Genomic DNA, 23,244 nt, shown 5'->3' with positions numbered 1-23,244 from the left:
CTGATTAGCCGCCGCAGCCGCCGATTGTCACCTTGACCGTCGATGCGGCCTGCACGAAGGAGCCGTCTTCCAGCTTCGCAATCGCGACCACGTCCTGCGTGCCTGCAAGGCGGATGCGGGTCGAGGCGGCGCGCGACGCGGCTAGCTTGCCGAATTTGAAGGTCGCCACCGGCGGGGTCGGGTTGCCCAAGGCCAGCACCATGATCTCCACCGCCGTCTCCGAGGCGACCTCGATCGGCACGGTATTGCCGTTCTCCGCGATCTCGGGCGCGGTCAGGGTGATGTCCCCCGATCCGATCTCGGCGCCGCCGGTAAAGGCCGCAATGGCCTCTTCGGGCGTCGTCGCCGCCTGCAGCGGCAGCCCTGCAACCAGACAGGCGCTGACGCCCATCAGCAGTGCGTTGCGTCGTGTCAGTTCCATGCGTGAACCTCCTTTGATCCCCTCGGGGTCGTTACTCTTTCAAGGTGGCCAGATAAGCCACCACATCTTCGATCTGTTGCGCGGTCAGCAGCGGGCCGAACGTGTCATCCGCCGCCTCGCCGGTATAGGCGTTGCCGGGACGGATGAAGCCTTCGGTCTTGTAAAAGGACGGCATCATGCTGTCCTCGAACATGATCTTGGCATTGGCGACGATGCCGCGCAGCTCCGCCTCGGTCCAGCGGTCCCCTGCCCCGTCCAGCATCGGCCCGATCTCGCCATGAAACGGCACATCGGCCAGATCGGTGACCTCGTGGCAGGCCACGCAATTGCCAAGGCTCTTGTTGCCGACGATCTCGCGGCCCATGGCCGGATCGCCCGCCGTACCGGTCAGAGAGGTCTCGACGCCGCCGTCCACATAGACCACGGCTGTGGGCGCGATCTCCTCCGCCGCCCCGCTGAAGGTCGAAGCGGTCAGGGCCAAAATTGCCAGAAAAATGCGTTCCATGCGTCCTCCCAAACACATTCAATGTTCAGCATACCATAGGACACGAAACCGTGAACGATCAAGAACAAATTCAACTATTCGAATTTGAAATCCTCTCAGTCGGCGCTGCCATCCGCCCGTTCCTGAATGCGCCGCGCGTGATAGCGTTGAAAATCCTCCTCTGAATCAAGCGCGTATCGCTTCTCATAGACCCAGGTGAACATATCCAGCGTCGTGCCCGGCCCAAACGCGCCCGGCATCAGGGCCACGGCGGCACTCTGCGCCGTTGCGCCCGCGTCGACCTCTTCGGGCAGGAACAGAATCGACGGGGTAAAGAGCAGCCCCCACTTCCGCGCCGCCTGTTTCTCGCTCAGGGTCTCGCCATCGAAATCGGTGATCTCGGTATCGCCATGCAGATTGACCTGCACGACAAAGAAATTCTCCGCGATGTAGCTGGCGATATCCGCGCGCGGAAAAACCTCCTCATGCATCTTCGTGCAGTAGATGCAGCCGCGCTGCTCCACCATCAGCACCAGCCTTTTACCTTCGTCATTGGCTTCGGCCAGGTCTTCGCGCAGGTCCTTGAAGGTGTCGCGCATCCAGTCGGTCTTGTGCAGCCCGTCATCGCCCAGTTCGGCGGCAAAGCCGGGCAGTGCGATCAGGCTCAGAAGGATCAGCAGGCGTTTCATCAGGCGGTCTCCTTTAGATGTTTTGAAAGGCGGGGAAGGTCTCCAGCATCCACTGGGCAATGTGGTTGACGCTGTCCGTGGCGATCAGCGCCGCAAAGAGCAGCAGCAGCAGGCCCATGGCTTTTTCGACCTTCGGCAGGTGGCGGCGGAACCGGGCGGCGAACCTCAAGAACGGCCCGATGAACAGCGCGGCCACCACAAAAGGCGCGGTCATCGCCACCCCAAAGACCAGCAGCAGGATCAGCCCGCGCAGGGCCGTGGCCTCGGTGCTGGCCGTGAACACCACTGCCGTCAGCACCCCGCCGACGCAGGGCGTCCACCCGGCGGCAAAGGCCAGCCCGACCACGTAAGCGCCCAGCACGGACATGGCCTGGGTATCGCCCGCCTGCACCTGGAACGCCCGGTTGAGAAAGCCGATCCGCAGCACCCCCAGAAAATGCAGCCCCATCACCAGCACGACCAGCGCCGCAAAAAACCGGAACTCCGTCTGCGCCGCGCGAAAGCTCTGGCTCAACCCGTAGGCCGCCGCGCCCAGCAGGACAAAGACCGTGATGATGCCCAGCGAAAACATCACCGACGCGGCAAAGGCCCGGCGGCGCACACCCGGCGCCAGCACCCCCTCGGCGCTGATCTCGGACATCGACGCCCCCGCCATATAGCTGAGGTAGAACGGCACAATCGGCAGCACACAGGGCGAGAAAAAGACGATCAGCCCGCCCAGAAAGGCCCCCAATAGACTGACATCCAACATCCCGGCCCGCCCCAGTGCTTGTGCAGATTACATATTCAAGATATTATATGTTTATGTGGTCCGTCAATTGGAACGCCGATGAAACGCCTGCTCCTTGCCCTGGCCCTCGGGCTGGCCCCCCTGCCCGCGCTGGCCGCCGATCTGGTCATGGTCGAACAGGACGGCTGCCACTGGTGCGCCCGGTGGAACGCGGATCTCGCGCATATCTACCCCAAGACCGAGGAAGGCAAACGCGCGCCCCTGCGCCGGGTCAACCTGCGCGCCCTGCCCGAGGATATTACCTTTACCTCGCGCCCGGTCTTCACCCCCACCTTCGTGCTGGTCCATGACGGCAAGGAGCTGGGCCGCATCGAAGGCTATGCGGGGGATGAGTTCTTCTGGTTCCTGCTGGGCAAGCTGCTCGACGCCCATCCGGAGGAAACAGAGCCTAAATCGTAGGCATGTGCACCGCTCTGGACCTGGCGGGTTGTTGCATTAATTGCCATATCAACGCCCAATGGGTATGAGGACCCGAAATTGCGAGATAGCCAGAGCTTCATGTCACTTCCCGTCATCACCAAGGATATGTCCGACGCCGAAATCGAGCGGATGATGGAGAGTGCCTGCAATGCGTCGAACTTCCTCAAGGCGATCAGCCACGAGGGGCGGTTGATGATCCTCTGCCACCTGTCCACCGGCGAAAAATCCGTGACCGAGCTGGAAGAGCTGCTCTCCGCCCGGCAGGCCGCGGTCTCGCAACAGCTGGCCCGGCTGCGCGCCGAAGGGCTGGTTGCGCCGCGCCGCGAGGGCAAGGCGATTTATTACAGTTTGACAGATCCCCGCGCCGTTCAGATACTTGATCTCGTCTACGACCTGTTCTGCAAGGACGGGTAGCGCGCCTCGCCACGCCCCGTAGACATACGGGAGGAACCACATGCTGGACAGCATTTCAGACGCAGGGCTTTTGGCCCTGATCGGGCTTGGGGGCGGCCTCATCCTGGGGCTCGCCGCGCGACTTGGACGTTTCTGCACCCTGGGTGCCATCGAAGACGCGCTCTACCAGGGCAGCGACATACGGATGCGTATGTGGATCCTGGCCATCGGGGTGGCGGGCCTCGGCACCTTTGGCCTCGTGGCCCTGGGCGCGCTCGATCCCGCGCAGACCATCTATCATCTGGCCCCCTGGTCACCCGCCTTTGCCATCACCGGCGGGCTGCTCTTCGGCTACGGCATGTCGTTGGCGGGCAACTGCGGGTTCGGCGCACTGGCGCGGTTCGGCGGCGGCGATCTGCGCTCTTTCGTGATCGTGCTGGTCATGGGGATCAGCGCCTATGTCATGCTGTCCGGACCCTTGGCCCAGCTGCGCCTCGCCGGTCTATCGCTCACCGAAATATCAACGCAAACCCGCAGCTACCCGCAACTGCTGAGCATGGCCACCGGCCTCCCTCCCCTGCCCTTCGGCCTGCTGATCAGCGCCGCGATCACCGCCGCCGCCCTCTGGTCCCGCGACTTTCTGCGCAGCCCCAAGGCGCTTGCCTGGGGCACGCTGGTGGGCCTCGCCATCGTCAGCGGCTGGGCCGGCACGCAATGGGTGGCCGACGCCCGCTTTGGCGCCGCCCCGGTGAACAGCCATACCTTCACCTCGCCCTTGGGCGAATCGCTGCTCTTCCTGATGACCTCCAGCGGCGGCGGGCTGACCTTTGGCGTCGGCGCGGTCTTTGGCGTGCTCGCCGGGGCCTTCATCGGCAGCCTGATCAAGGGGCATTTCCGCTGGGAAGCCTGCGAGGACCCGCGCGAGTTGAAACGTCAGGTGCTGGGCGCGGTCCTCATGGGCTTCGGCGCGATTCTGGCCATGGGCTGCACCATCGGACAGGGGCTGTCCGCCTTCTCGCTGCTGACGCTGAACGCCCCCATCGTCTTTCTGTCGATCTTCACCGGCGCCGCCTTCGGCCTGCGCCAGCTGATCATGGGCCGCCCCTTCGGCTGGCTGCAATCCTGACGCCCCCGCCCTTCAAGGCAGCGCGTACCACGCCCCCCGCGCGCGCCCGTGCAGCTTCAGATGCCCGTCCTCCACCAGCTTGCGGAAGTGCTGTTTCAACGTGTTCCGGTTCGCCTCGGTCAGCCGCGCGGCCTCCGCCATGGTCAGCCGCCCGTGGTCCCGCGTCAGCTGCACCAGCTCGGCGGCCAGTTCCGGCAGCGCGCCCATCATCAGCCGCTCCCGCTCCACCCGCGTCTTCAGCCGCGACATCTGCCGCTGCGCCGCACTGAGGAAAAACTCCATCCACGGCTGCCAGTCCGGATGGGCCGTGCGAATGGTGCTCTGGGTCTGGCGCAAGGCCAGGTAATAGGCCTCTTTGCTCTGCTCAATCACGCTCTCCATGGACCCGTAGGGTACATAGGAATAGCCCGCCCGCAGCATCAGCAAGGTGGTCAGCACCCGGCTCAGCCGCCCGTTGCCGTCCTGAAACGGATGTATTTCCAGAAAGACCACTACGAATATCCCGATGATCAGCAGCGGATGCAGCGCCTTGCGCTCGGTCTGTTCGGCATACCACGCCAGCAGCTCCCGCATCAGCCGCGGCGTGTCGAAAGGCGACGCGGTTTCAAACACCACACCGATTTGCACGCCGCCCTCATCAAAGGCCGCGATGGAATTGCTGGCGGTCTTGTAGCCCCCGCGGTGCCGCTCGTCTTTGCCGCTGTGCCGCAGCAGATCGCGGTGCAGCTGCAGGATGTGATTTTCGGTGATGGTGATCTGATCCCAGGCGGCAAAGATCGTCTCCATCGCCTCGGCGTATCCGGCCACCTCCTGCTGGTCGCGCGTCTCGAACGGCTGCACCTCGATGTTGCTCAGGAGCTGGCGCACCTCCGCATCCGACAGCTTGCTGCCTTCGATCCGGGTAGACGAACCGATGCTCTCGATCGTCGCCACCCGCCGCAGCGCCGACAGCCGTTCCGGCGCCAGTGTCCCCAACGCCCGCCACGCGCCTTTGAACTCGTCAATCTCCGAGATCAGCGAGAGCATTTTAGGAGAGATGGTCAGCGTGTCCGTGGTCAGCATACCCGCAACTACACCCATTTACACCCATTCCGCAACCCGCAACTACACCCGTTTACACCCAATAACAGCGCGCTCCGTGATGTTTCCAACCCGATGCAGTCACCCGTCCTACGGGGAATCGCCCTCCGCGCTGTACCGGGGATTCGCCACACCTGCCCCCTGCCCCATGGGTACACGGGGCGACGAACCGCTCTACGGATCAGCCAACCCTCTTTGAAAACGCTATGAAAATAAGGGAATAAGGTGCATGAATCATGTACCGCCCGCTCAAAGCAAAGAAAATCTTGCCATAGTCTTGGTATTTCGGGCTATATAGGCCTTAATACCAAGAAAACGCGGCAGTAGTCCGTGAATTGAGCAGGCGGCCCAAATGTGGGATCACTTTAAGACAGCAAACGTCCGGCGTCACCCGCTGGGCCTGCCCCGACCCTTTTTTGCGCAGCCGCAAAAGGAGGCGCTGATGTAGTATTGGCAACTGCAAAAACAAAGCCGAGCGGCGGCAACCACTCGGCTTCATTCAAAACAACCATGTCGGCTGTCCTTGTCTGATACCCAAAGATAGCGCGGCACCCCATAACCTGCAAGCTTTTTGCATTGCGGGAACGAGGTAAATATGTCCGAGCACCCGTCATTTGACCGCAAAAAAGGGTTCGTTGCCCTCCCCGTCGAGATCCTCGACATCGACCTGAGCCCAGGCGCCTTTCGCACGCTGGTAGAGCTTTGCCGGATGGCCAATACCGAAGGCTATTGCTGGCCCTCCCTGGACCAGCTGAGCCAACGCTCCGGCCGATCAAAATCCGCCATTTCCGGCTATCTCAAGGAACTACGAGGAGCAGATTTGATCGAGACCGAGGAGCAGCAAACCGCAAGCGGCTACAACTACCGGCTCAAATATCGCGTCACATTCTGGCAGGACTGGCGGGCGTCGTTGAAAGGTAAAACCACGCCCAGAATTGAACGCAGTGTTCAGCCCAGTGAACGCCTTAAGGACTCTAAAAATCATATCCATAAAAATCACTCTGCGATGGATTTGGAATCCAATTTGGATCACTTGCTTGGACAATGGGCTCGCTGCTTCAAGGGCGCGCCCTACCCCTCCGCAAAGACAATGCCCACATCTCAGATGCTCGCCTCGACGGATGAGCATCTCGCACGCCGAAAACCGGATCCCATCTCCGCGGATATAGCCGCACGGCTCATCAAATTGTGGGCGGAATTGAGGTTGGATTCAGGAGAGGTCCACGTCTCAGAGCAAGTTAAATGGCTACATAAATCCGGCTTTTCAGAGAACGAAACCGCCGAAATCATTATCCATATCCGGCAGCATTGGCCACAACACTGGCGCCAGTTTCCGACCATCCAGCAGTTCGAAAAGCTTGTGAAAGCCTCCGGCATCACCGCCCATGCCCAGAAAAGAAACCTGCTGAAAAGCTACCTGAAACGCTGGGGGCTGGCACAAAAGCACTTGCGTAACGACACGCCCTCCTGTTCTTTGAACACAGCGTTCATCCCGGCGAAATCAGGGATGAATACACAAAAATATCCGTGGATATAATTGATGGCATACGGGCAGTTTGAGCAATTTATCCGGAATATGAGCCGGGTCATGGGCGCGGTGAATACCAAATTGCAGCGCGATTTGACTTTGCGCACGCGCGTTGCACGGCGTTTTTCCATGGTGGAAGTTGCAAGCCTGCTGGCCGTCGACACGACCTATCTGACCCGGATATCGAATGAAGAAGCCATGTTCCCGGAGGGTGAAAAACAGGGCCGGGAGCGGACATTCTCGCCGTCTGAGATCATGCTGATCCGCGCGATCATCGGCTCGAACAAGGCGGCCAAGCGACCCTACTTGCACTGGCGACAAGCGGGCGATCCGGTCAAGGTTGTGACCTTCGGTGCCCAGAAAGGCGGGACCGGCAAATCACTAAGCGCGGCTCATTTTGCGCAATATGTGAACTTGCACTACGGGCTGCGCGTGGGGGTGATCGACGCCGATCCGCAGGCCACCGTCAGCCTCTATTTTGCCGACGAAAAGCTGCCGCTTTTTGAGCCGGACACGCCGACGCTGGCGGATTTTATGGGGGTGGACGATCCGGCTGCGGTGAAATTGACCCCACCGTCCGGGCGCGATCTGGATCGGATCTGGCAATCCACACCCTGGCCCGGCGTCCGGTTGATCCCCGGCGGGGCGAATATTCAGAACGGCGACATCAGCCTGTTTTTCATGTCTCAGCAATCCCAGGTGCCGGTCTACCGGGTGCTGAAAGATGCCATCGCGACATGGGATGCCGACAACGGGCCGCGCACTGCGAATGACGATCTCCGCGGAGAAGATGGAGCTTTTGACATGGCTGCCTATACCCGGGCTCTGTCGGAAACCGTCGATGTGATCGTGATCGACCAGCAGCCCTCGCTGACGCTGATGCAGCTCAACGGGCTGGTGGCGGCGGATAATGTGGTGATCCCGCAGACCATGAAAGGGTTCGATCTGGCGACCCTGGCCACCTATGTGTCCAACATCGGCGAGTACCTGGAGTTCATTATGGGATTCGAGGCAGATATCGAGATTGGGGCGGGTGAGCATATGGTTTTGCCGACCATTGTGCAGGAACAAAACACGCAGGATACCGATCAGATCCTCGACCTCTACCGCAAGGCACCGCGCGAGGTCATGCAGGTCTGGTACAGCCGGTCGGATGCCATTGCGAATGCCGCCGAAGAGTACAAGAGCATCTATGAATACATGCCGCCCAAGACCCGGCGCGCCTCGGCCAAGGCCTTCATGGCCAATGCCAATGCGGTCAATGACGCGCTGGTGCAGCGCATCTGGCCGGAGCTGCCCCCAAGAGAATTTGCCAAGACCTTCATAGAGGAGCGCTGGAGCTGATGGCCCGCAAACGCAAACTCGATGCCTCGATCCCGGATGAGGCTCTGACAGGCCCTGCAGAGACGGATACAGACCGCAAGGGCGCCATGGGCGGCATGTGGGCCGGGTCGGCCATGAACATGCTGAAACAGCGGATCGACGATGCGCATGGCTCCCTGTTTCAGGGGGTGATGGCGGGCACCGTGGTGCTTGATCTCGACCCTTCGCAGATCAGGGATGAGGTGGGCAGCGACCGGATTGCGCCCTGGCAGGAAGATGAGGATTTCGCCGCGCTGGTGGCCAACATCAAACGGCGCGGGCAGACGCAGCCCATTCGCGTGCGCCCGGTGGAGGAGACCTGGGAGGCGGACCGCGCAAACCCGCTGGAGACCACGGCGGAATTCTACATCCAATCCGGGCGGCGGCGGCTGGAGGCCTGCCGGGCGCTGGGGCAGCCGGTCAAGGCGGTGATCGCCACGGTGCAGGGGGACCGCGACCTTGCCGATCTGGAAGAGCGGTTCCACGAGAACACCATGCGGCGGGACCTCAACGGGTTCGAGGAACTCATCTCCATCGGGCTGCTGGCGGAGAGCCTGCGGGAGCTTACCCAGACCGAGATCGCGGAGCGGTTGAACGTGGGGCAGGGGGACGTCTCGCTGGGGCTGGCCTGCCTGGAATTGCGCGATCAGATCCTGGAGGAAGTGGACATCACCACCACCCCGAAGCGGCAGTATCGGGCGATCATTCCCAAGCTGAAACGGGGTGAGCGCTTGTCGCCTCTGCTGCCGCCGGCGCTGACCGGGGACACGGTGCAGCGGTTCGATGTGCGCGGTATCCCGATGACGGCCAAGAAGCAGCCCAAGGGCTATCAAATCCAGATGCGCAATACGAAGGTGTCCGAAGACGATCTGGAGGCTTTGCTGGTCGATCTGGCCAAAGTGGTGATGAAATACCAGATCAAGAAGCCCTAATTCGCTATATAAGATGTAGTAAAATCAAAAAGTTACGTCGAAAGCGCCGCAGAATGTGTCCACCCTGCACCCTTTAGGGATTGATTAACCAAAGATCAAATGACGTAAGGGAATTCCGGTGCTACTCTGCCACCATAAGGAGAATCCTCTTGGCGCAGATTTCAGCCTCCGACCGCAAATCCGTTCCGGTTCAGACCCCTGTGAAAAGCCCTGCACCCGTGCAGCAGAGTTCCGATATGCCGGCGGTTGCGCGGCAAGACAGCGGCCTGAGCGTGCTGCAACAGCGCGCCGATGACAGCGCCGTGGTGGCGCAGTTGGCGCGGTGGGGGCAGGGGGCGGCACAGCTCAAACCGGTGGAGGACGAGGGGCGCACCAAAGGCGGATTGCCGGGCGCCCTGCGCAGTGGGGTCGAGCGTCTGTCGGGCATGGATATGAGCGCTGTTCAGGTGCATTACAATTCGTCCGAACCGCAAAAAGTGGGCGCGCATGCCTATGCGCAGGGCACCGATATTCACCTCGCCAGCGGTCAGGAAAAGCACCTGCCGCATGAAACCTGGCACACTGTGCAGCAGGCGCAGGGCAGGGTGCGCCCGACACGGCAGTTGGCGGGCGGCGTGCCGGTCAATGATGACGCAGGCCTTGAAAAGGAAGCGGATGACATGGGGGCAAAGGCAGTGTCTCTGGGGGCTGGCGGGGTGGCGCAGGGCAAGTCCATCCGGGGGCAGCTTTTGTCGACCGCCACCGATGCCACCCCATTGGAACGTTAAGGCCCCGAACACATGTCACATCGCTGTCCGATCCTTTGCCGCCTTTGTCTGCTGCTGGTCCTGACGCTGGGTTTTGCCCTGCCTGCCGGGGCCTGTGATGTGCCCGAGGGCGATCATGATCTGGTGGTTGCGGTGCGCTCGGCGGAACCTTTCACCTACATGGGGCCGGACGGGATGCCGCGCGGGTTTGCCGTGGACCTGTGGCATTCGGTGTCGACGGATATCGACAAGACCACGGCCTTTGTGAATTGCGACAGCATCGATGCGCAGGAGCAGGGGTTGCGCCGGGGCACGGTGGATGTGGTGATCTCGCCCCTGACCATCACGTCCGAGCGGATGCTGACCTATGATTTCAGCCAGCAGTACCTGTCATCGGGGCTGACGCTGGCGGTGGCGCAGGATGGCGCGATCGATTTCGAGGTGGCGATCGAGACCATCACGGACACGGTGTTTCAGCCCACGGTCGCGCGGGCAATCATTCTGTTTCTGCTGCTGAACCTTGTGACCGCGTTTTTGTTGCGGGCCTTCATGCTGAACCTGGCGACGGGGTCGGAGGATGATCCGCCGCCCGGTGTCGTGCGGACCTGGATGGCCTATATGCTGGAGGCGGTTGCGCGCACGTCCGGGCTGAAGGGGATTGGCGACGGTTTTGCCACGCTGATGGGCAAGGTGTTCGAGATGATCATGGCGGTGGTGGGCACCGCGCTGTCGGCAATGATTCTGGGCGTGATTACTTCGGCCTTTGTCGGGGCCATCGGGGAAAATCCGCCCGTGTCGGCGCAGGCGCTGCCGGGGCTGAACATCGCCGTGCTGCGCTGTTCCACCGCGCAGGAATTCCTGCGGCTGGAGACGACGGAGGCGGCATTCCGTGCCGATGAGGGCAGCGAGAAACAGGAGAAGCTGAAAGCGCGGGCGGCCTGGTTGTCCTGCGATGGGCATGGCGGCAATATGCGCAAGGTGGAGGCCATGCCTGCGGATGGATTGCCGGGGGGCGTGGTGCTGACGCCCACTTGGAAAGAGGGGGTGGAGCAGCTTTATCAGGGCAAGGTGGAGGCGGTGCTGGGCGACTGGATTGCGTTGTCGTATATGTCGCGGCGGTCGCCCTATGACGGGCAGATCACCGTGCAGGACAGTGTCTATCGCAACGAGCCTTACGGCTGGGCCATCACGCGGGCGGGTGGCAATGAGGATCTGCGCCGCGCCATCGACAGCGCGCTGATCGTGCGGATGCGCGACACCGACTGGCGCAAGCGGATCGAGAACACGCTGGGCTCCGGCGCGATTGCGCCGAACTGATGGGCCAGCATGAGGAGATACGCGCCGCGGCACCGCAGGATCTGACGACGCGGTCCTATCTGCTCTATTTCCGGTCCGGGCATTACGACCGGCGCTATCCGAACCCCAATCTGTCCACCTGGCGGCGGATGCTGGCGCTGCTGCCGCCGGGCGGTCACGTGATCGATTTCGGCTGTGGCAACGGGCGCTATCTGCTGCGTCTCAAAGGGCGGGCAGGGGTGGCGGCCGGGTTCGACATCAACCCCGCAGCGCTGGAGATGCTGGCGGCGCGGGCGGCGGAGATGGGGTGGTCCGACCTGCAGGTGCTGGGCCCGGAGGTAGAGGCGCTGGAGGCGCATGTCAGGGCGCAGGGGCGGGCCGATCTGATGCTCTGTCTCTTTGGCGTGCTGGCCCATATCGACGACCGGGATGCGCGGATTGCGGCCCTGCGCCAGATGCGCCGGCTGCTGAAACCGGAGACCGGGCGGTTGCTGATATCCGTCCCTAACAAGGCGCGGCGCTTTCTGCGGGAACAGCGGGCCGCCGGGCCCGCGGCGCAGGGGCTGATCCGCTACACCCGCATCATGGAGGGCACCGAGGTCACATTGCCCTACCAGCTTTACGACCCGGACCGTCTGCGCGCCGAATTGTCCGAGGCCGGGTTCCGGGTCGATAGCCTGCGCGCCGAAAGCGTGCTGTCCGAAAGCCTGCTGACCACCCATGCGCCGCTGCGCTGGATCGACAGCCTGCTGGTGCGGATGTGTCCGGCGCGTCTGGGCTATGGGTTGATTGCCGTGGCCGTGCCGTGATCCGGTTTCTGAGCGTGGTTTTCTGCCTGTGGGGGCAGGCGGTGCTGGCGCAGGTGCAGCTGCCGGAGAATGCCGACGGGCGGCTGGCCCATATCCTGCAACGCGGCACGCTGATCGTGGGGGTGAAAACCGACTACCCGCCCTGGGGCATGCTGGATGCAGAGGGCAATATCACCGGGTTAGAGCCTGATTTGGCCCGGGCGCTGGCCACGCGCATGGGGGTTGAGCTGGAGCTGGTCTCCGTCACCGCCTCGAACCGGCTGGCGCGGGTGAACCAGGGGGTCATCGACGTGGTGATCGCGACCATGGGCGACACGGTCACGCGGCGGGCGCAGGCGGGGCTGCTGGACCCCAGCTACTATTCCAGCGGGGTCGTGGCCTACGGCCCGGGGGATCATGCGCATCAGTCCTGGGAAGACCTGCGCGGCGAGCCCGTCTGCATGACGCAGGGCGCCTATTACAACCGCACGCTGGAGGAAAACTACGGCGTGGCGGGCCAGTATTTCCCGGCCAATCGCGAGGCCAAGATGGCGCTGTCCTTTGGCCGCTGCGTCGCCTGGGCCTTTGACGACACGGCGCTGGTGCAGCGGGTGCTGGCCAACCCCGACGATCCCTATTCGGTGATGGAGGAGCGTATTCTGGTCACGCCCTGGGCGATGGCCGTGGCACAGGGGGAGGCCGATGCCACGCTGGGGCGGTTTGTCTCTGCGATGATCGGGGAATGGCACGCCACCGGGCATATTCTGGCGCTGGAACGGAAATGGCAGATCGGGGAGAGCGCCTATCTGCAGGCGCTGAATGCGGCCTGGGCGCAGCCGTCGCTCTGCCGGGGTGATCCCTTGCCCAAAGCCTGTCTGGGCGCGCCGCCGTTTCCGCAGGCAGAAGACGCCGCGCCGCCGCCGGGCTGGATGATGGCCCTGCGCGACCGCACCGGGATTGATCTGCGGGTCTTTCACGATGCCTACAGCCGGGGGCGGCTGATGCGCGGGCTGGGGCTGACGCTGTCGCTTTCGGCGGTGGCGATCCTCGGGGCGCTGACGGTGGGACTGGCGCTGGGGATGATGGATGCGGCGCTGCGCGGACGCGGTCTTTGGGCGCGCCTGTTGCTCGCGCCGCAGCGCCTTTTGGTGACCGTCGCACGGATGACGCCGCCGATCCTGCAGATGTACATCGTGTTCTTCGGCCTTGGCGGGGTGCTGGCGCAATCGGCGCTGATCACCCCGGGGGCCTTTGGGGTCGCCGCCCTGATCCTGTCGCTCTATGCAGGCTCTACAAACGCGGTTTTGCTGTCGCACGCGCTGGCGCAGGAACGCGGCGAACGGCCCGGGGCCACCGTCTGGGCGCTGGTGCCGGGTGCGTTTCAGCGGGCCTATGACGGGTTGGTGGCCGCCTGCGTGAACATCGTCAAGGCGGCGGGCATGGCGAGTGCGATTGCGCTGGCCGAACTGGTGTCGACCGTCAATCTGATCGTCTCCGAGGGCGGCGATGTGGCCACCTTCATGAACGGGTTGCTGGTCTTTTACTTCCTGCTGATGCTGGGGGTGTTGTGGCTCTTTCGACGCCTGCGCGGCTGGGTCGTGCGGGAGGGGGCGCGATGATCGAGGTGCTGCTGACCCATACCGGCTATCTGGCGGGCGGCTTCGGGACCAACCTGCTGATCTCGGTACTGTCGATGGCGATGGGCACAGGGGTCGGCGGCGTTTTGGGCTGGCTCCGGGCGCGCCGCGTGGTCGGGGCGGGGCAGCTGGCGCATCTGGGCACCAATGTCTGCCGCAATGTGCCCAGCTTTGTGCTGCTGTTCTACATGGCGTCGATGATCCCCAGCGAGGTCACGATCGGCGGGACGATCATGGCGGTGCCGCTCTGGATCAAGGCAACGCTGGCGCTGACCTTTCCGGTGATCGGTTTCACCTCGGATCAGGCGCGCGGCTATTTCGAGCAGCGCCGCACCGGCGTCACGGGCGCGGGCGAGACCTTCTGGGTTGCCTGGGTGCAATACTTCCTGATCATCATCATGGCCTCTGCCACGGCGTCGGTCATCGGCGCGGATGAGATCGTGGGCCGGGCAAATATCATTATTTCACAGAATGAAAGCGCGCAGTTCCTGCTGGTCACCTATCTCTATGTCTCGCTGTGGTTTCTGGCCTCGGGGCTGGTGCTGACCGGCTTTGTCAAAAGCCTGCGCCATGTGCGTTAACTTTACGTTAGGGAAAGGAAGCTTGCTTTTTAGCGGCGGGTCGGTACGGTTAATTCAAATTAAAGTTGAATCATCTGTCCGCATACACGTTTTTGTAGGCGGGCAGGGCGCGGAATATTGTCGATGATTGACCAGGCACTGCAACTCGTTCGTGATCGGCTGAACGATCATCTCAGGGTTCGGTTTTCGGTGCCCGAAGACCTGGTGAACCTGTCGTCACTGACCGATGCGGATGGCAAGCCCGCGCAGGCCGCGCGCAACCGGCTGGCGCTGTTTCTCACCAATATCTCCCGCGATGCGGTGCCCAGATCGCGATCTGGCGGCGGGGCGGGACCGGTGGCGCAGGCGCAGCCGATGCATGTGGATATCTATTTCATCGTCGCCTCGGGCCATGATGCGGAGCTTTATGGCGAGGGGCTCAAGCTGGTCTCCGCCGCTCTGATGTTCTTTCAGGCGCAGCCGGTGTTCACGCCGCAGAACACGCCCGACATGCCGCCGGGGCTGTCGCAGCTGACGGTCGAGGTCAGCAACCTGCGCGTGGACGAGATTTCGCAGCTCTGGTCCAATCTGGGCGGGCGCTATGTGCCGTCGATCATGTTCAAGATGCGCTCGGTCGTGATTGACGCAGGCGCTGTCACCGGTGTGACGCCGACGATCACGGCGCCGTCGCAGCGGACCGAGCAGGAAGCCGTCTGATGGCCTATACCGAAATACTGCGCCTGTCGCTGCGGCATGCGTATTTCGGATCTGATGTGCCACCGCTGGTGGTGACCCCGACCGATGCGCAGGGCTTTGGCCGGGCGGCGTGCCTGCTGCGCCAGCGTGGCGCGGTGGTGTATGTGCTGGTCGATGAGGCGGAGGCGCGGCCCGAGGCGGTGCAGCTGACCGTCGCGGCGCAATCGGGTCACGTGATGCAGGTCACGCGCGGTGTGGTCTGGGGGGCTGCGGTTCCCGTCACAGCGCCCCTGGAGGTGGCGGAGGTCGGCTTGCCGGAGGCGGCGGAAACGACACCCGCCGCGCCCGCCCGCACGCTGGGGGCGGAGATCTGCCTTTTGGATATTGCGGTACCGCCCGACGGGCTGCGTTATCTGACCCTGGCGCTGGCGGCGGTGGAGAGCCATTGGGCCTATCATCTGGTGGGCCCGCGCGATCTCGACGGGCTGGAGGTGATCGACAGTGCGGGCGATATGCGGTTCGAGGATCTGGGCCTGCAGGACCTGCCCGATGGAAGGCCCGCCCGGGTGATCCGCACCGCCAGCCCGGTGGCCGCCCGGGCGCGGCCCGGCGAGCGTTTTGCCCTGCAGAAATCCGGTGCTTTCGGGCCGGAGACGCTGGTCTCCGTGCTGCCCGGCGCGGCGCCGCCGTTCAAACCCATTCCGGACCCGGGCGCGCCTGTGCGCCTGCAATCCGATATTTTTGTCACGCTTTGGTAAAGGAGAGCCCAAAATGGCAATGAAGACCCCTGGTGTATATGTCGTCGAGAAGAGTGCGTTTCCCAATTCGGTCGTTCAGGTTGCCACGGCGGTGCCTGCTTTTATCGGCTATACGCAGACCGCGATGAACGGGAATGTCTCGCTGCACGGCACGCCGTGGCGGATCACCTCGATGTCGGAGTTCCACAGCTATTTCGGTGGCGCGCCGGAGCCGAGTTTCGAGATCAAAGCTTACGAGGATTTTGACGGGGTCTCGCCCTTGTCGGCCAAGGGGGCGGATCAGCCTGCGGCGCTGCCCCGGGCGGTGTTCACCACCCAAGGTCCGCGCGGGCAGGAGCAATATGAGCTGGTGCAGAAGAACCGCGCCTTTGCCCTTTACGGTGCGATGCGGCTGTTTTTTCAGAACGGGGGCGGGGCCTGTTACGTGACCTCCATCGGCACCTATGACGCGGATGAGATCGACGCCGAAGCGATGCTGGCGGCGATTGCGCGGCTGAAGAAGGAACCGGAGCCCACGATGGTGGTGATCCCCGAGACCACGCGGCTGGTGCGGCAGAACGCGGTCAAGGTGCAGCAGGCGATGCTGAAGCACTGCGGCAACGACATGAAGAACCGCTTTGCCATTCTGGACATGTCGGGCGGCTACTTGCCGCAGGCCGATCCGCTGGGCAACCCGGTGGCGACCTTCCGCAATGACATCGGGATCAACAACCTCGATTTCGGCGCGGCCTATTACCCGTGGCTCGACAGTTCGATCTATCAGAGCCGCGATTTCACCTTTGAGAATATCGAGCCGGGCAGCCGCAAGACGCTGATCGGGCTGATGCGCCGCAGTGTCGGCAAATCGGACGAGCTGCGCCACGAGATCGAGCGGATCTCGGCGCCGGTGCTGATGGGGGATTTCACCCTGTCGCTGCCCAAGGGCGGGACCATTGCGCTGACCACCACCGACATCAGCGCCAGTGACGACGAGAGCGATGCCGAAGGGCTCACCTATCTGGTCGAGGGTGACGAGGACGGTATGGCGGGCAAGCTGGTCAAGACCGGCACCACCGATGCGCTGACCAGCTTTACCCAGGCGCAGCTGGAAGCGGGCGAGGTGAGCTTTATCCACGATCCCGAGAAGGGCAACGCGGGGCAATTCGACCTTGTGGTGACCGATGAGAATGAGATCGCCACCGACGCGCGCACCATTGCGGTGGAAGTTGTCGGCGGTCTGCTGGATGCGCCTGCCGTGGCGGCGGGCACCTCTGTCGTGGTGGATGTCCCGGCGGATCATCCCGATGGCGACAAGGCCAGCGTGAAGCTGGTGGACGCGGACACGGCTGCCGGAAAAGCCAAGACCGAGGAAGGCGTGGGCACCTGGAAAGTGGGCAGCGGCGGCAAGGTCACCTTTGCGCCTGACCCCGCCTTTGTCGGGCCGGAGGCCACGGTCAGCTACACCATCGAGGTTGGCGGGGCGGTGCAGCCGCCGCAGAAAATCCGCATCCTGATGAACGACAGCCAGGATGGGGTGGAGACGGACGGGCCGTCGCCCGAGACCATCGACAAGACGCTGCGGGCGGTGGTGCCGATGTACACGGATGTGATGAACGAGATCACCGGCTACATGAACTCCATGCCCGCCTCGGCGGCGATGGCGGGCATCTATACGATGGTCGACAACAGCCGGGGGGTCTGGAAAGCGCCGGCCAATGTCTCGCTGAATTCCGTCGTGGCGCCGATGGTCAACATCAGCCACGAGGAGCAGGAGAACCTCAACGTTTCCACCACCGGCAAGTCGATCAACGCGATCCGGCCTTTCGTGGGTGAGGGGACGCTGGTCTGGGGCGCGCGGACGCTGGACGGTAACAGCCTGGATTGGCGCTACATCAACGTGCGCCGGACCATGATCATGATCGAGGAATCGATCCGGCTCGCCTCCAAGGCCTATGTGTTCGAGCCCAACACGGCGCAGACCTGGGTCACCATGCGGTCGATGATCGAGAATTTCCTGACCTCGGTCTGGAAACAGGGCGGGCTTGCGGGCGCTGTGCCGACGGATGCGTTTTCCGTGCATGTGGGTCTGGGCGAGACCATGACGCCGGTGGATATTCTGGAAGGCATCCTGCGGATTACCGTGCTGGTGGCGGTGACGCGGCCTGCGGAATTCATCGAGATCACCTTCCAGCAGCAAATGCAGAAATCCTGAGTTAGAGAGGAAAATCAGACATGGCAGACGACGGTTCCGCACAAACGCAGGCCATCTGGCCGCTCCCCAAGTTCCACTTTCAGGTCAAGTGGGACGATACTGAACTGGCCTTTCAGGAGGTCTCGGGCCTCGACATCGAGAGCGAGGCCATCGAGTACCGGGCGGGCAACAACCCGGTATTTTCCACCATCAAGATGCCCGGCATGATCAAGACCTCGAACATCACCATGAAGAAGGGGGTGTTCGCCAAGGACAACGCCATCTGGGACTGGTTCGCCGAGATCAAGATGAACACGATCACCCGCAAGGCGCTGACGATTTCGCTGCTGGATGAGGGTCAGAACCCGACGATGGTCTGGAAAGTGCAGAACGCCTTTCCGGTCAAGGTCACGGGCACGGATCTGAAGGCCGATGGCAATGAGGTCGCGGTGGAGAGCATCGAGATCGCGCATGAAGGCTTTGTGATCGAGAACGCCTGAGCCTCATGGACCTGTTTGATCCTCCTGTCGCGTTTCATTTTTCGGTGGTGTTTGTGGGCATGGTCCCGCCAGTACCGGATATGGCGTTTCAGGAGGTCAGCGGGCTGGAGAGTGGCATCGATCTGGAGCCACTGGTGGAGGGGGGCGAGAACCGTTTTGTGCATCAGCTGCCGAAACCGGCGACCCGGAGCAATCTGCAGCTGAAACGCGGGATGACCACCGCCGCCAGCGGGCTGGTGCAATGGTGCAAGAGCACGCTGGAGGGGGATTTCGCCGAGGCGATTGTGCCCAAGGACATCAACGTCTCGCTGCTCAACCAGATGCGGATTCCGGTGGCCTCCTGGTCGGTGGGCAATGCCTTCCCGGTGAAATGGAGCGTCGGGAATTTCGATGCGATGAAAAACGAATTGGCCATCGAGACGATCGAGCTGGCCTATACGACTTTGAAGAGGATGATGTGATGGCGATTGAAATCGGATCGCTGGTGGTCAAGGGGCAGTTCGGCCCCGCCCCGCGGGCCGCCGAGCAGGAGCGTGTGGACGTGGCGCGTGCGCTGGCGGAGATGCGGCGCGACCTGCTGGAGGACATGCGGGAGATGATGGCGGACGCGCAGCGCCGGTCGCAGGATCGCTGATCCATGGCGAAGCTGAAGATCATCCGCTGCAAGATCCAGAACGGGCAGATCAAGGAGCAGAAGGGGGAGGCCAATACCTTTGAAGCCACGATCAACCCGCAGGATTATTCGCACACATTCGGGCTGAAATATTCCGGCACGGGCGAGGGCAGCAGCACGGCGGGCGCGCTTGGCAAGTCCGCGCCGGTGGCGAAATTCGCCCGCTCAGAGCCTGAAAAGCTGGGGTTCACCATCGTGCTGGATGGCACCGGTGTGGTGCCGGATGCCGCCGGTGTGACCGTGGCCGAGCAGATCGATAAGCTGCGCACCATTGCCTATGATTACGACGGGGACGAGCATGAGCCGACGCCGGTCAAGGTGATCTGGGGCAAGGGGCTCAAGGCTTTTTTCGGGCGGCTGACGTCGTTGAATGTGGATTACAACCTGTTCCACCCCGATGGGTCCGCGCTGCGGGCCAAGATTAAGCTGGATTTCGTTGAGGCCAAGACCGATGCGGAAGAGGCGCGGGAGGCCAAGCGCAAATCCCCCGACATGACCCATGTGATCCGCGTGCAGGAGGGCGATACGCTGCCGCTCCTGTGCCAGCGGGTCTACAAGGACGTCAGCAAATACCTTGAGATTGCCCGGATCAACGAGCTTGATAGTTTCCGCGATCTGCAGCCCAATACGCTGCTGCGCTTTCCGCCGATGCGATGAGGGGGACCGATGGCTGACAGTCCCAATACCGGCGCCGACGGGCCGATCACGGTCACGATCAAGGTGGCGGGCAGCGCAATCGACGATGAATTGCAGATCGCGCGCGTGCAGGTGGACGCGGGCGTGGGGCGCCTGCCCGAGGCGCAGCTGGTGCTGATGGCGGGGTCCATCGCGGAGAATGAGTTTCCCGAGGCGGATGGGTCGGATTTCAAGATCGGGTCGGAGATTTCCATGGCCGCCGCCTATGGGGACGGGTCGGATCAGGTGCTCTTCACGGGGGTGATCATTGCCAAGCGTCTGCGCATCACCCGGGGCGCGCCGCGTCTGGAGCTGTCGTGCATCGACAAGGCGGCCAAGCTGACGCACACGCGCAAATCCGCGTTTTACGAGCAGAAGAAAGACAGCGATGTCATGGCGCAGATCCTGTCGGACGCAGGGCTGTCGGCGGATGTGACCGCAACGACGGATACGGCGCGCGACATCCTGCGCCACGCCTGCACCGACTGGGGCTATCTGCGCAGCCTTGCGGACCGGAACGGTCATGTGCTGACGGTGAGCGACGGCAAGGTCATCTCGGCACCGCCCGAGGCGGATGGCTCTGCGGTGCTGACGGTCACGCCGGGGGTGGATATGATCAGCTTTGACGCGCGGGTGGATGCCCAGACCAGTCTGGGCGGCGCGCAGGCGAGCGCCTGGGATTCCGTGGCTCAGGAGATCGTGCAGGAAAAAGGCAAGGACCCGGCGACGGGCAAATGGGGCAACTACACGCCCTCCGATCTGGCCGATGTGCTGGGTGCGCGCGACCATCTGATCAACACCCCGCGCGAGATCCCGGCGGCGGATCTGAAACTTGTCACCGATGCGCGCACCTTGCGCACGGTGCTGGCCTCGATCCAGGGCACCTGCAGCTTTCAGGGCTCCGGCCTTGCCGTGCCGGGCGCGGTGATCGAACTGGTGGGGCTGGGCGACCGCTTCAGCGGTGATGCCTATGTCGGCGGCGTGCGGCAGGTCATCGAGGAGGGGGCCTGGACCACCGAGGCCATGCTGGGCCTGCCCGACAGCTGGAACGTGGATACGCCCGGTTTTGAGGGCGAAAGTGCCGCCGGGCTGGCCGCGCCGATCCATGGGTTGCAGGTCGGCAAGGTGGTCAGGCTCGACGAAGACCCCGACAGCAAGATGCGGATCAAGATCAAGCTGCCGATGATCGCGGACCCGGCCCCGGAGGTCTGGGCGCGCTATGCGCAGCCCTATGCCTCCAAGGATGCGGGCATCCAGTTCATGCCGGAGATTGATGACGAGGTGCTGGTGGGGTTTCTGAATGCCGATCCCAATGCGGCTGTGGTGCTGGGGTCGGTGCACAATGCCAAGACCCCGCAGGCGGAGACCCCGACAGCGGATAATTTCGTCAAGGGCATCGTGACCCGCGAGGCGATGAAGCTGACGTTCGATGAGGAGAAGAAGATCATCACCATCGAGACGCCCGGCGGTCACAAGGTGACGATGGATGATGATGCCACCAGCGTGACGCTGCAGGATTCCACCGGCAACAAAATCGAGATGACCAGCAGCGGGATCGCCCTGAGCAGCCCCGGCGACATCTCTCTGACGGCCACGGGCGCGGTGACCATCGCGGCCACCAGCGACACCAGCATCAGCGGCATGAATGTCACCGCCGAGGGCGATGTCGGGTTCACCGGCAAGGGCGGGGCCACGGCCGAGGTCAGCTCCGGCGGGCAGACGACCGTCAAGGGCGCGATGGTCATGATCAACTAGGGGGAGGAGAGGGCAATGCCACCAGCAGCACGGATCACGGATATGCAGACCTGCCCGATGGTGACGGGGATCGTGCCCCATGTCGGCGGGCCGGTGATCGGCCCCGGCGTGGCCACGGTGCTGATCACGAACCTGCCTGCGGCGGTTCTGGGCGACAATTGCACCTGCGTCGGCCCGCCTGCGACCATCGTCAAGGGATCGGCCACGGTGATGATCGGCGGCAAGCCTGCGGCGCGCATGGGCGACACCACCTCGCATGGCGGCAGCATCGTGCTGGGCGCCCCCACTGTGATGATCGGGGGTTAGGGGTGGCGGATCCGTCTTTCCTGGGCCGGGGCTGGGCCTTTCCGCCCGCGTTTGACAACGGCACCGGCGAAGCCCGTCTGGTGCAGGCCGAAGAGGATATCGCCGAGAGCCTGCGCATCCTGATGGAGACCCGCCCGGGCGAGCGGATCATGCACCCCAACTACGGCTGCCGCCTGCATGATCTGGTGTTCGAGCCGATGAACAGCGAGACCGAAGCGGAGATCGAGGTTGCGATTTCCCGGGCGATCCTGTTTTTCGAGCCGCGCATCAAGCTGGGGGCCGTGACCGTGGACGTGCGCGCGGCGCTGGAGGGGCATCTGGCGGTGACGCTGAACTACACGGTGGTGGAGACCAACGAGCGGCACAACATGGTGTTCCCCTTCTACCTCACCGAAGGCACGCTGGTGTCGCAGAAACCGGTGCCCGCCGCATGAAGGCTGCGGTGACATATCTGCTGGTCTTTGCGCTGGCGGGCTGTGGCGCTGTGGAGGCGGTGCAGAACAGCAAGGCGTTTGAACTGCTGGGGCTGGCCCCGGATGACCCTTGCGTGGTCACCAAACGGGAGGGCAGGCGGCTGGCCGGATCCTATCTGCGGCAACCGGCGGCTGATGACGGCAGTGACCTCTTTTTCGTGACTGGCCAGACATCGCGCAAGTCCTTGCCGCGCAACCTGGTTTTCTATGATCAGACTCTGCGCCGTATTCGCCCGCAGGAGGATGGCACGCTGGATGGTGCGCGCCGGTCGGTGGCCACCCCGATTGCCGGGCTGGGCACCAAGGGCCAGCTGCCTGCCGCCTATACGATGCGCTACCGGGCGGAGGGGATCGACTATAACGGGCCGGTGGTCGTGGGGCAGAGCCCGACCGGCTTTGAAATCCCCACAACCGGACGTGTCGTCTATGCAGGTCAGGTGCAACTGACACTGACGACCTCACCGACGGATAAGGCACCGGTCACCACGGTCAGGATGGCGGCGTTTACGGCGGATATCGGCTATGGATCGCAGCAGGCGCAGTTCACCGTGGACGCAAGTGCCGCCGGTTTGCCTTTCGAGGCGGTGCAGTGGACGCGGCTGGGGCTTTGCGGCACGCGGGTGACCAGTTCGGGGCAGGGGCAGGTGTTCTTTACGCAGCAAGACGGCAGCCGCCAGATCCCGTTTCAGACCGGGCGCGCGGTCACACCGATTCGCGCATTGCTGGAATCATCGCAGTTTGCCAGTGCCGATCCCGGCGGGGCGCCGGACAGTTTCGGCGGGACATTCATCATCGCGGGGGACGTAGGCACCCTCAGTGGTGTTTTCATCGCAACACAACCTGAAAGGGAAGAAAATACGGACCCCTTATAGGGTCAGGGACTGCTGTTTTGCTTGCATCGGGCAAGCGGGCGCATAGTGTTAAAAGGTCTCCTATTGTTCTCAAACGTTTACGATTGCTCGGGTTTTTGCGGCCAGGGGTGGCTG

At 63.1% G+C, this 23,244-nt stretch carries 27 protein-coding genes; 22 read left to right on the top strand and 5 right to left on the bottom strand.

The annotated features are described in order from the left end of the window. Positions 1-4 precede the first annotated feature (4 nt). The 4 genes from soxY to ISX84_RS22820 form a co-directional block, all read right to left on the bottom strand. Positions 5-421 carry a thiosulfate oxidation carrier protein SoxY gene (gene soxY / locus ISX84_RS22835; RefSeq protein ID WP_195822728.1) on the bottom strand — a complete coding sequence of 139 codons (417 nt, stop codon included), beginning with the start codon at positions 419-421 and terminating at the stop codon, positions 5-7. 31 nt (positions 422-452) lie between these two features. Beyond that, positions 453-926 (bottom strand): sulfur oxidation c-type cytochrome SoxX, encoded by a 474-nt coding sequence (soxX, locus tag ISX84_RS22830; RefSeq protein ID WP_195822727.1) that lies wholly within the window; start codon positions 924-926, stop codon positions 453-455. Positions 927-1,021: 95 nt separating this feature from the next. Continuing rightward, positions 1,022-1,594 (bottom strand): thioredoxin family protein, encoded by a 573-nt coding sequence (locus ISX84_RS22825; RefSeq protein WP_195822726.1) that lies wholly within the window; start codon positions 1,592-1,594, stop codon positions 1,022-1,024. Positions 1,595-1,607: 13 nt separating this feature from the next. Further along, complete coding sequence (locus ISX84_RS22820; RefSeq protein ID WP_195822725.1) at positions 1,608-2,345, bottom strand: cytochrome c biogenesis CcdA family protein; 738 nt, start codon at positions 2,343-2,345, stop codon at positions 1,608-1,610. A gap of 78 nt (positions 2,346-2,423) precedes the next feature. Between ISX84_RS22820 and ISX84_RS22815 the strand changes: the two genes are divergently transcribed. The 3 genes from ISX84_RS22815 (at position 2,424) to ISX84_RS22805 (ending at position 4,323) form a co-directional block, all read left to right on the top strand. Then, positions 2,424-2,783: a hypothetical protein gene (locus ISX84_RS22815; protein WP_195822724.1), complete on the top strand. Its 360-nt coding sequence runs from the start codon at positions 2,424-2,426 to the stop codon at positions 2,781-2,783. Between the two features lie 99 nt (positions 2,784-2,882). Beyond that, a complete protein-coding gene (locus ISX84_RS22810; protein ID WP_195822723.1) occupies positions 2,883-3,218 on the top strand; it encodes an ArsR/SmtB family transcription factor in 336 nt (111 codons plus the stop codon). Positions 3,219-3,258: 40 nt separating this feature from the next. Beyond that, positions 3,259-4,323 (top strand): YeeE/YedE family protein, encoded by a 1,065-nt coding sequence (locus tag ISX84_RS22805; protein WP_195822722.1) that lies wholly within the window; start codon positions 3,259-3,261, stop codon positions 4,321-4,323. 12 nt (positions 4,324-4,335) lie between these two features. On the opposite strand, the gene ISX84_RS22800 is transcribed toward ISX84_RS22805, so the two are convergent. Next, on the bottom strand, positions 4,336-5,403 hold the full coding sequence (locus ISX84_RS22800; RefSeq protein ID WP_229884511.1) for a Fic family protein: 1,068 nt from the start codon (positions 5,401-5,403) through the stop codon (positions 4,336-4,338). 595 nt (positions 5,404-5,998) lie between these two features. On the opposite strand from ISX84_RS22800, the gene ISX84_RS22795 reads away from it, so the two are divergent. The 19 genes from ISX84_RS22795 to ISX84_RS22705 all read left to right on the top strand — a co-directional run bounded on the left by ISX84_RS22795 (position 5,999) and on the right by ISX84_RS22705 (position 23,130). Further along, positions 5,999-6,940: a helix-turn-helix domain-containing protein gene (locus ISX84_RS22795; RefSeq protein ID WP_195822721.1), complete on the top strand. Its 942-nt coding sequence runs from the start codon at positions 5,999-6,001 to the stop codon at positions 6,938-6,940. Positions 6,941-6,943: 3 nt separating this feature from the next. Next, complete coding sequence (locus ISX84_RS22790; RefSeq protein WP_195822720.1) at positions 6,944-8,275, top strand: ParA family protein; 1,332 nt, start codon at positions 6,944-6,946, stop codon at positions 8,273-8,275. Further along, positions 8,275-9,225 carry a ParB N-terminal domain-containing protein gene (locus ISX84_RS22785; RefSeq protein WP_195822719.1) on the top strand — a complete coding sequence of 317 codons (951 nt, stop codon included), beginning with the start codon at positions 8,275-8,277 and terminating at the stop codon, positions 9,223-9,225. The genes ISX84_RS22790 and ISX84_RS22785 overlap by 1 nt, the downstream gene beginning before the upstream one ends. A gap of 149 nt (positions 9,226-9,374) precedes the next feature. Further along, complete coding sequence (locus tag ISX84_RS22780; RefSeq protein WP_229884510.1) at positions 9,375-9,992, top strand: eCIS core domain-containing protein; 618 nt, start codon at positions 9,375-9,377, stop codon at positions 9,990-9,992. Between the two features lie 12 nt (positions 9,993-10,004). Then, a complete protein-coding gene (locus ISX84_RS22775) occupies positions 10,005-11,288 on the top strand; it encodes a transporter substrate-binding domain-containing protein (protein WP_195822718.1) in 1,284 nt (427 codons plus the stop codon). Further along, positions 11,288-12,076 (top strand): class I SAM-dependent methyltransferase, encoded by a 789-nt coding sequence (locus tag ISX84_RS22770; RefSeq protein WP_195822717.1) that lies wholly within the window; start codon positions 11,288-11,290, stop codon positions 12,074-12,076. Before ISX84_RS22775 ends, ISX84_RS22770 begins: the two co-directional genes overlap by 1 nt. Beyond that, the gene (locus ISX84_RS22765; RefSeq protein ID WP_195822716.1) at positions 12,073-13,674 is read left to right on the top strand and encodes a transporter substrate-binding domain-containing protein; all 1,602 of its coding nucleotides are present in this window, start codon (positions 12,073-12,075) and stop codon (positions 13,672-13,674) included. The genes ISX84_RS22770 and ISX84_RS22765 overlap by 4 nt, the downstream gene beginning before the upstream one ends. Beyond that, positions 13,671-14,273 (top strand): hypothetical protein, encoded by a 603-nt coding sequence (locus ISX84_RS22760; protein ID WP_195822715.1) that lies wholly within the window; start codon positions 13,671-13,673, stop codon positions 14,271-14,273. Before ISX84_RS22765 ends, ISX84_RS22760 begins: the two co-directional genes overlap by 4 nt. A 123-nt stretch (positions 14,274-14,396) precedes the next feature. Next, positions 14,397-14,969: a DUF4255 domain-containing protein gene (locus tag ISX84_RS22755; RefSeq protein ID WP_195822714.1), complete on the top strand. Its 573-nt coding sequence runs from the start codon at positions 14,397-14,399 to the stop codon at positions 14,967-14,969. After that, entirely contained in the window at positions 14,969-15,706 is a 738-nt protein-coding gene (locus ISX84_RS22750; RefSeq protein WP_195822713.1) for a hypothetical protein, read from the top strand. Before ISX84_RS22755 ends, ISX84_RS22750 begins: the two co-directional genes overlap by 1 nt. Before the next feature lie 13 nt (positions 15,707-15,719). Continuing rightward, a complete protein-coding gene (locus ISX84_RS22745; RefSeq protein ID WP_195822712.1) occupies positions 15,720-17,897 on the top strand; it encodes a cadherin-like domain-containing protein in 2,178 nt (725 codons plus the stop codon). 20 nt (positions 17,898-17,917) lie between these two features. Further along, positions 17,918-18,376, top strand: coding sequence for a phage tail protein (locus tag ISX84_RS22740; protein WP_195822711.1), 459 nt, complete (start codon positions 17,918-17,920; stop codon positions 18,374-18,376). A gap of 5 nt (positions 18,377-18,381) precedes the next feature. Next, positions 18,382-18,837, top strand: coding sequence for a phage tail protein (locus ISX84_RS22735; protein ID WP_195822710.1), 456 nt, complete (start codon positions 18,382-18,384; stop codon positions 18,835-18,837). After that, positions 18,837-19,010, top strand: coding sequence for a hypothetical protein (locus tag ISX84_RS22730; protein ID WP_195822709.1), 174 nt, complete (start codon positions 18,837-18,839; stop codon positions 19,008-19,010). Before ISX84_RS22735 ends, ISX84_RS22730 begins: the two co-directional genes overlap by 1 nt. A 3-nt stretch (positions 19,011-19,013) precedes the next feature. After that, entirely contained in the window at positions 19,014-19,706 is a 693-nt protein-coding gene (locus ISX84_RS22725; RefSeq protein WP_195822708.1) for a LysM peptidoglycan-binding domain-containing protein, read from the top strand. A 9-nt stretch (positions 19,707-19,715) separates the two neighbouring features. Continuing rightward, positions 19,716-21,479: a type VI secretion system tip protein VgrG gene (gene vgrG, locus ISX84_RS22720; RefSeq protein WP_195822707.1), complete on the top strand. Its 1,764-nt coding sequence runs from the start codon at positions 19,716-19,718 to the stop codon at positions 21,477-21,479. A gap of 15 nt (positions 21,480-21,494) precedes the next feature. Beyond that, the gene (locus ISX84_RS22715) at positions 21,495-21,785 is read left to right on the top strand and encodes a PAAR domain-containing protein (RefSeq protein ID WP_195822706.1); all 291 of its coding nucleotides are present in this window, start codon (positions 21,495-21,497) and stop codon (positions 21,783-21,785) included. 2 nt (positions 21,786-21,787) lie between these two features. Continuing rightward, a complete protein-coding gene (locus ISX84_RS22710) occupies positions 21,788-22,219 on the top strand; it encodes a GPW/gp25 family protein (RefSeq protein ID WP_195822705.1) in 432 nt (143 codons plus the stop codon). An 8-nt stretch (positions 22,220-22,227) separates the two neighbouring features. Further along, positions 22,228-23,130: a hypothetical protein gene (locus ISX84_RS22705; RefSeq protein ID WP_195822704.1), complete on the top strand. Its 903-nt coding sequence runs from the start codon at positions 22,228-22,230 to the stop codon at positions 23,128-23,130. Positions 23,131-23,244 lie beyond the last annotated feature (114 nt).

Source organism: Roseobacter sp. MH60115 (assembly GCF_015644665.1).
In the GTDB taxonomy this organism is placed as follows: Bacteria; Pseudomonadota; Alphaproteobacteria; order Rhodobacterales; family Rhodobacteraceae; genus Roseobacter.
This window is presented reverse-complemented; position numbering and strand designations above follow the sequence as displayed.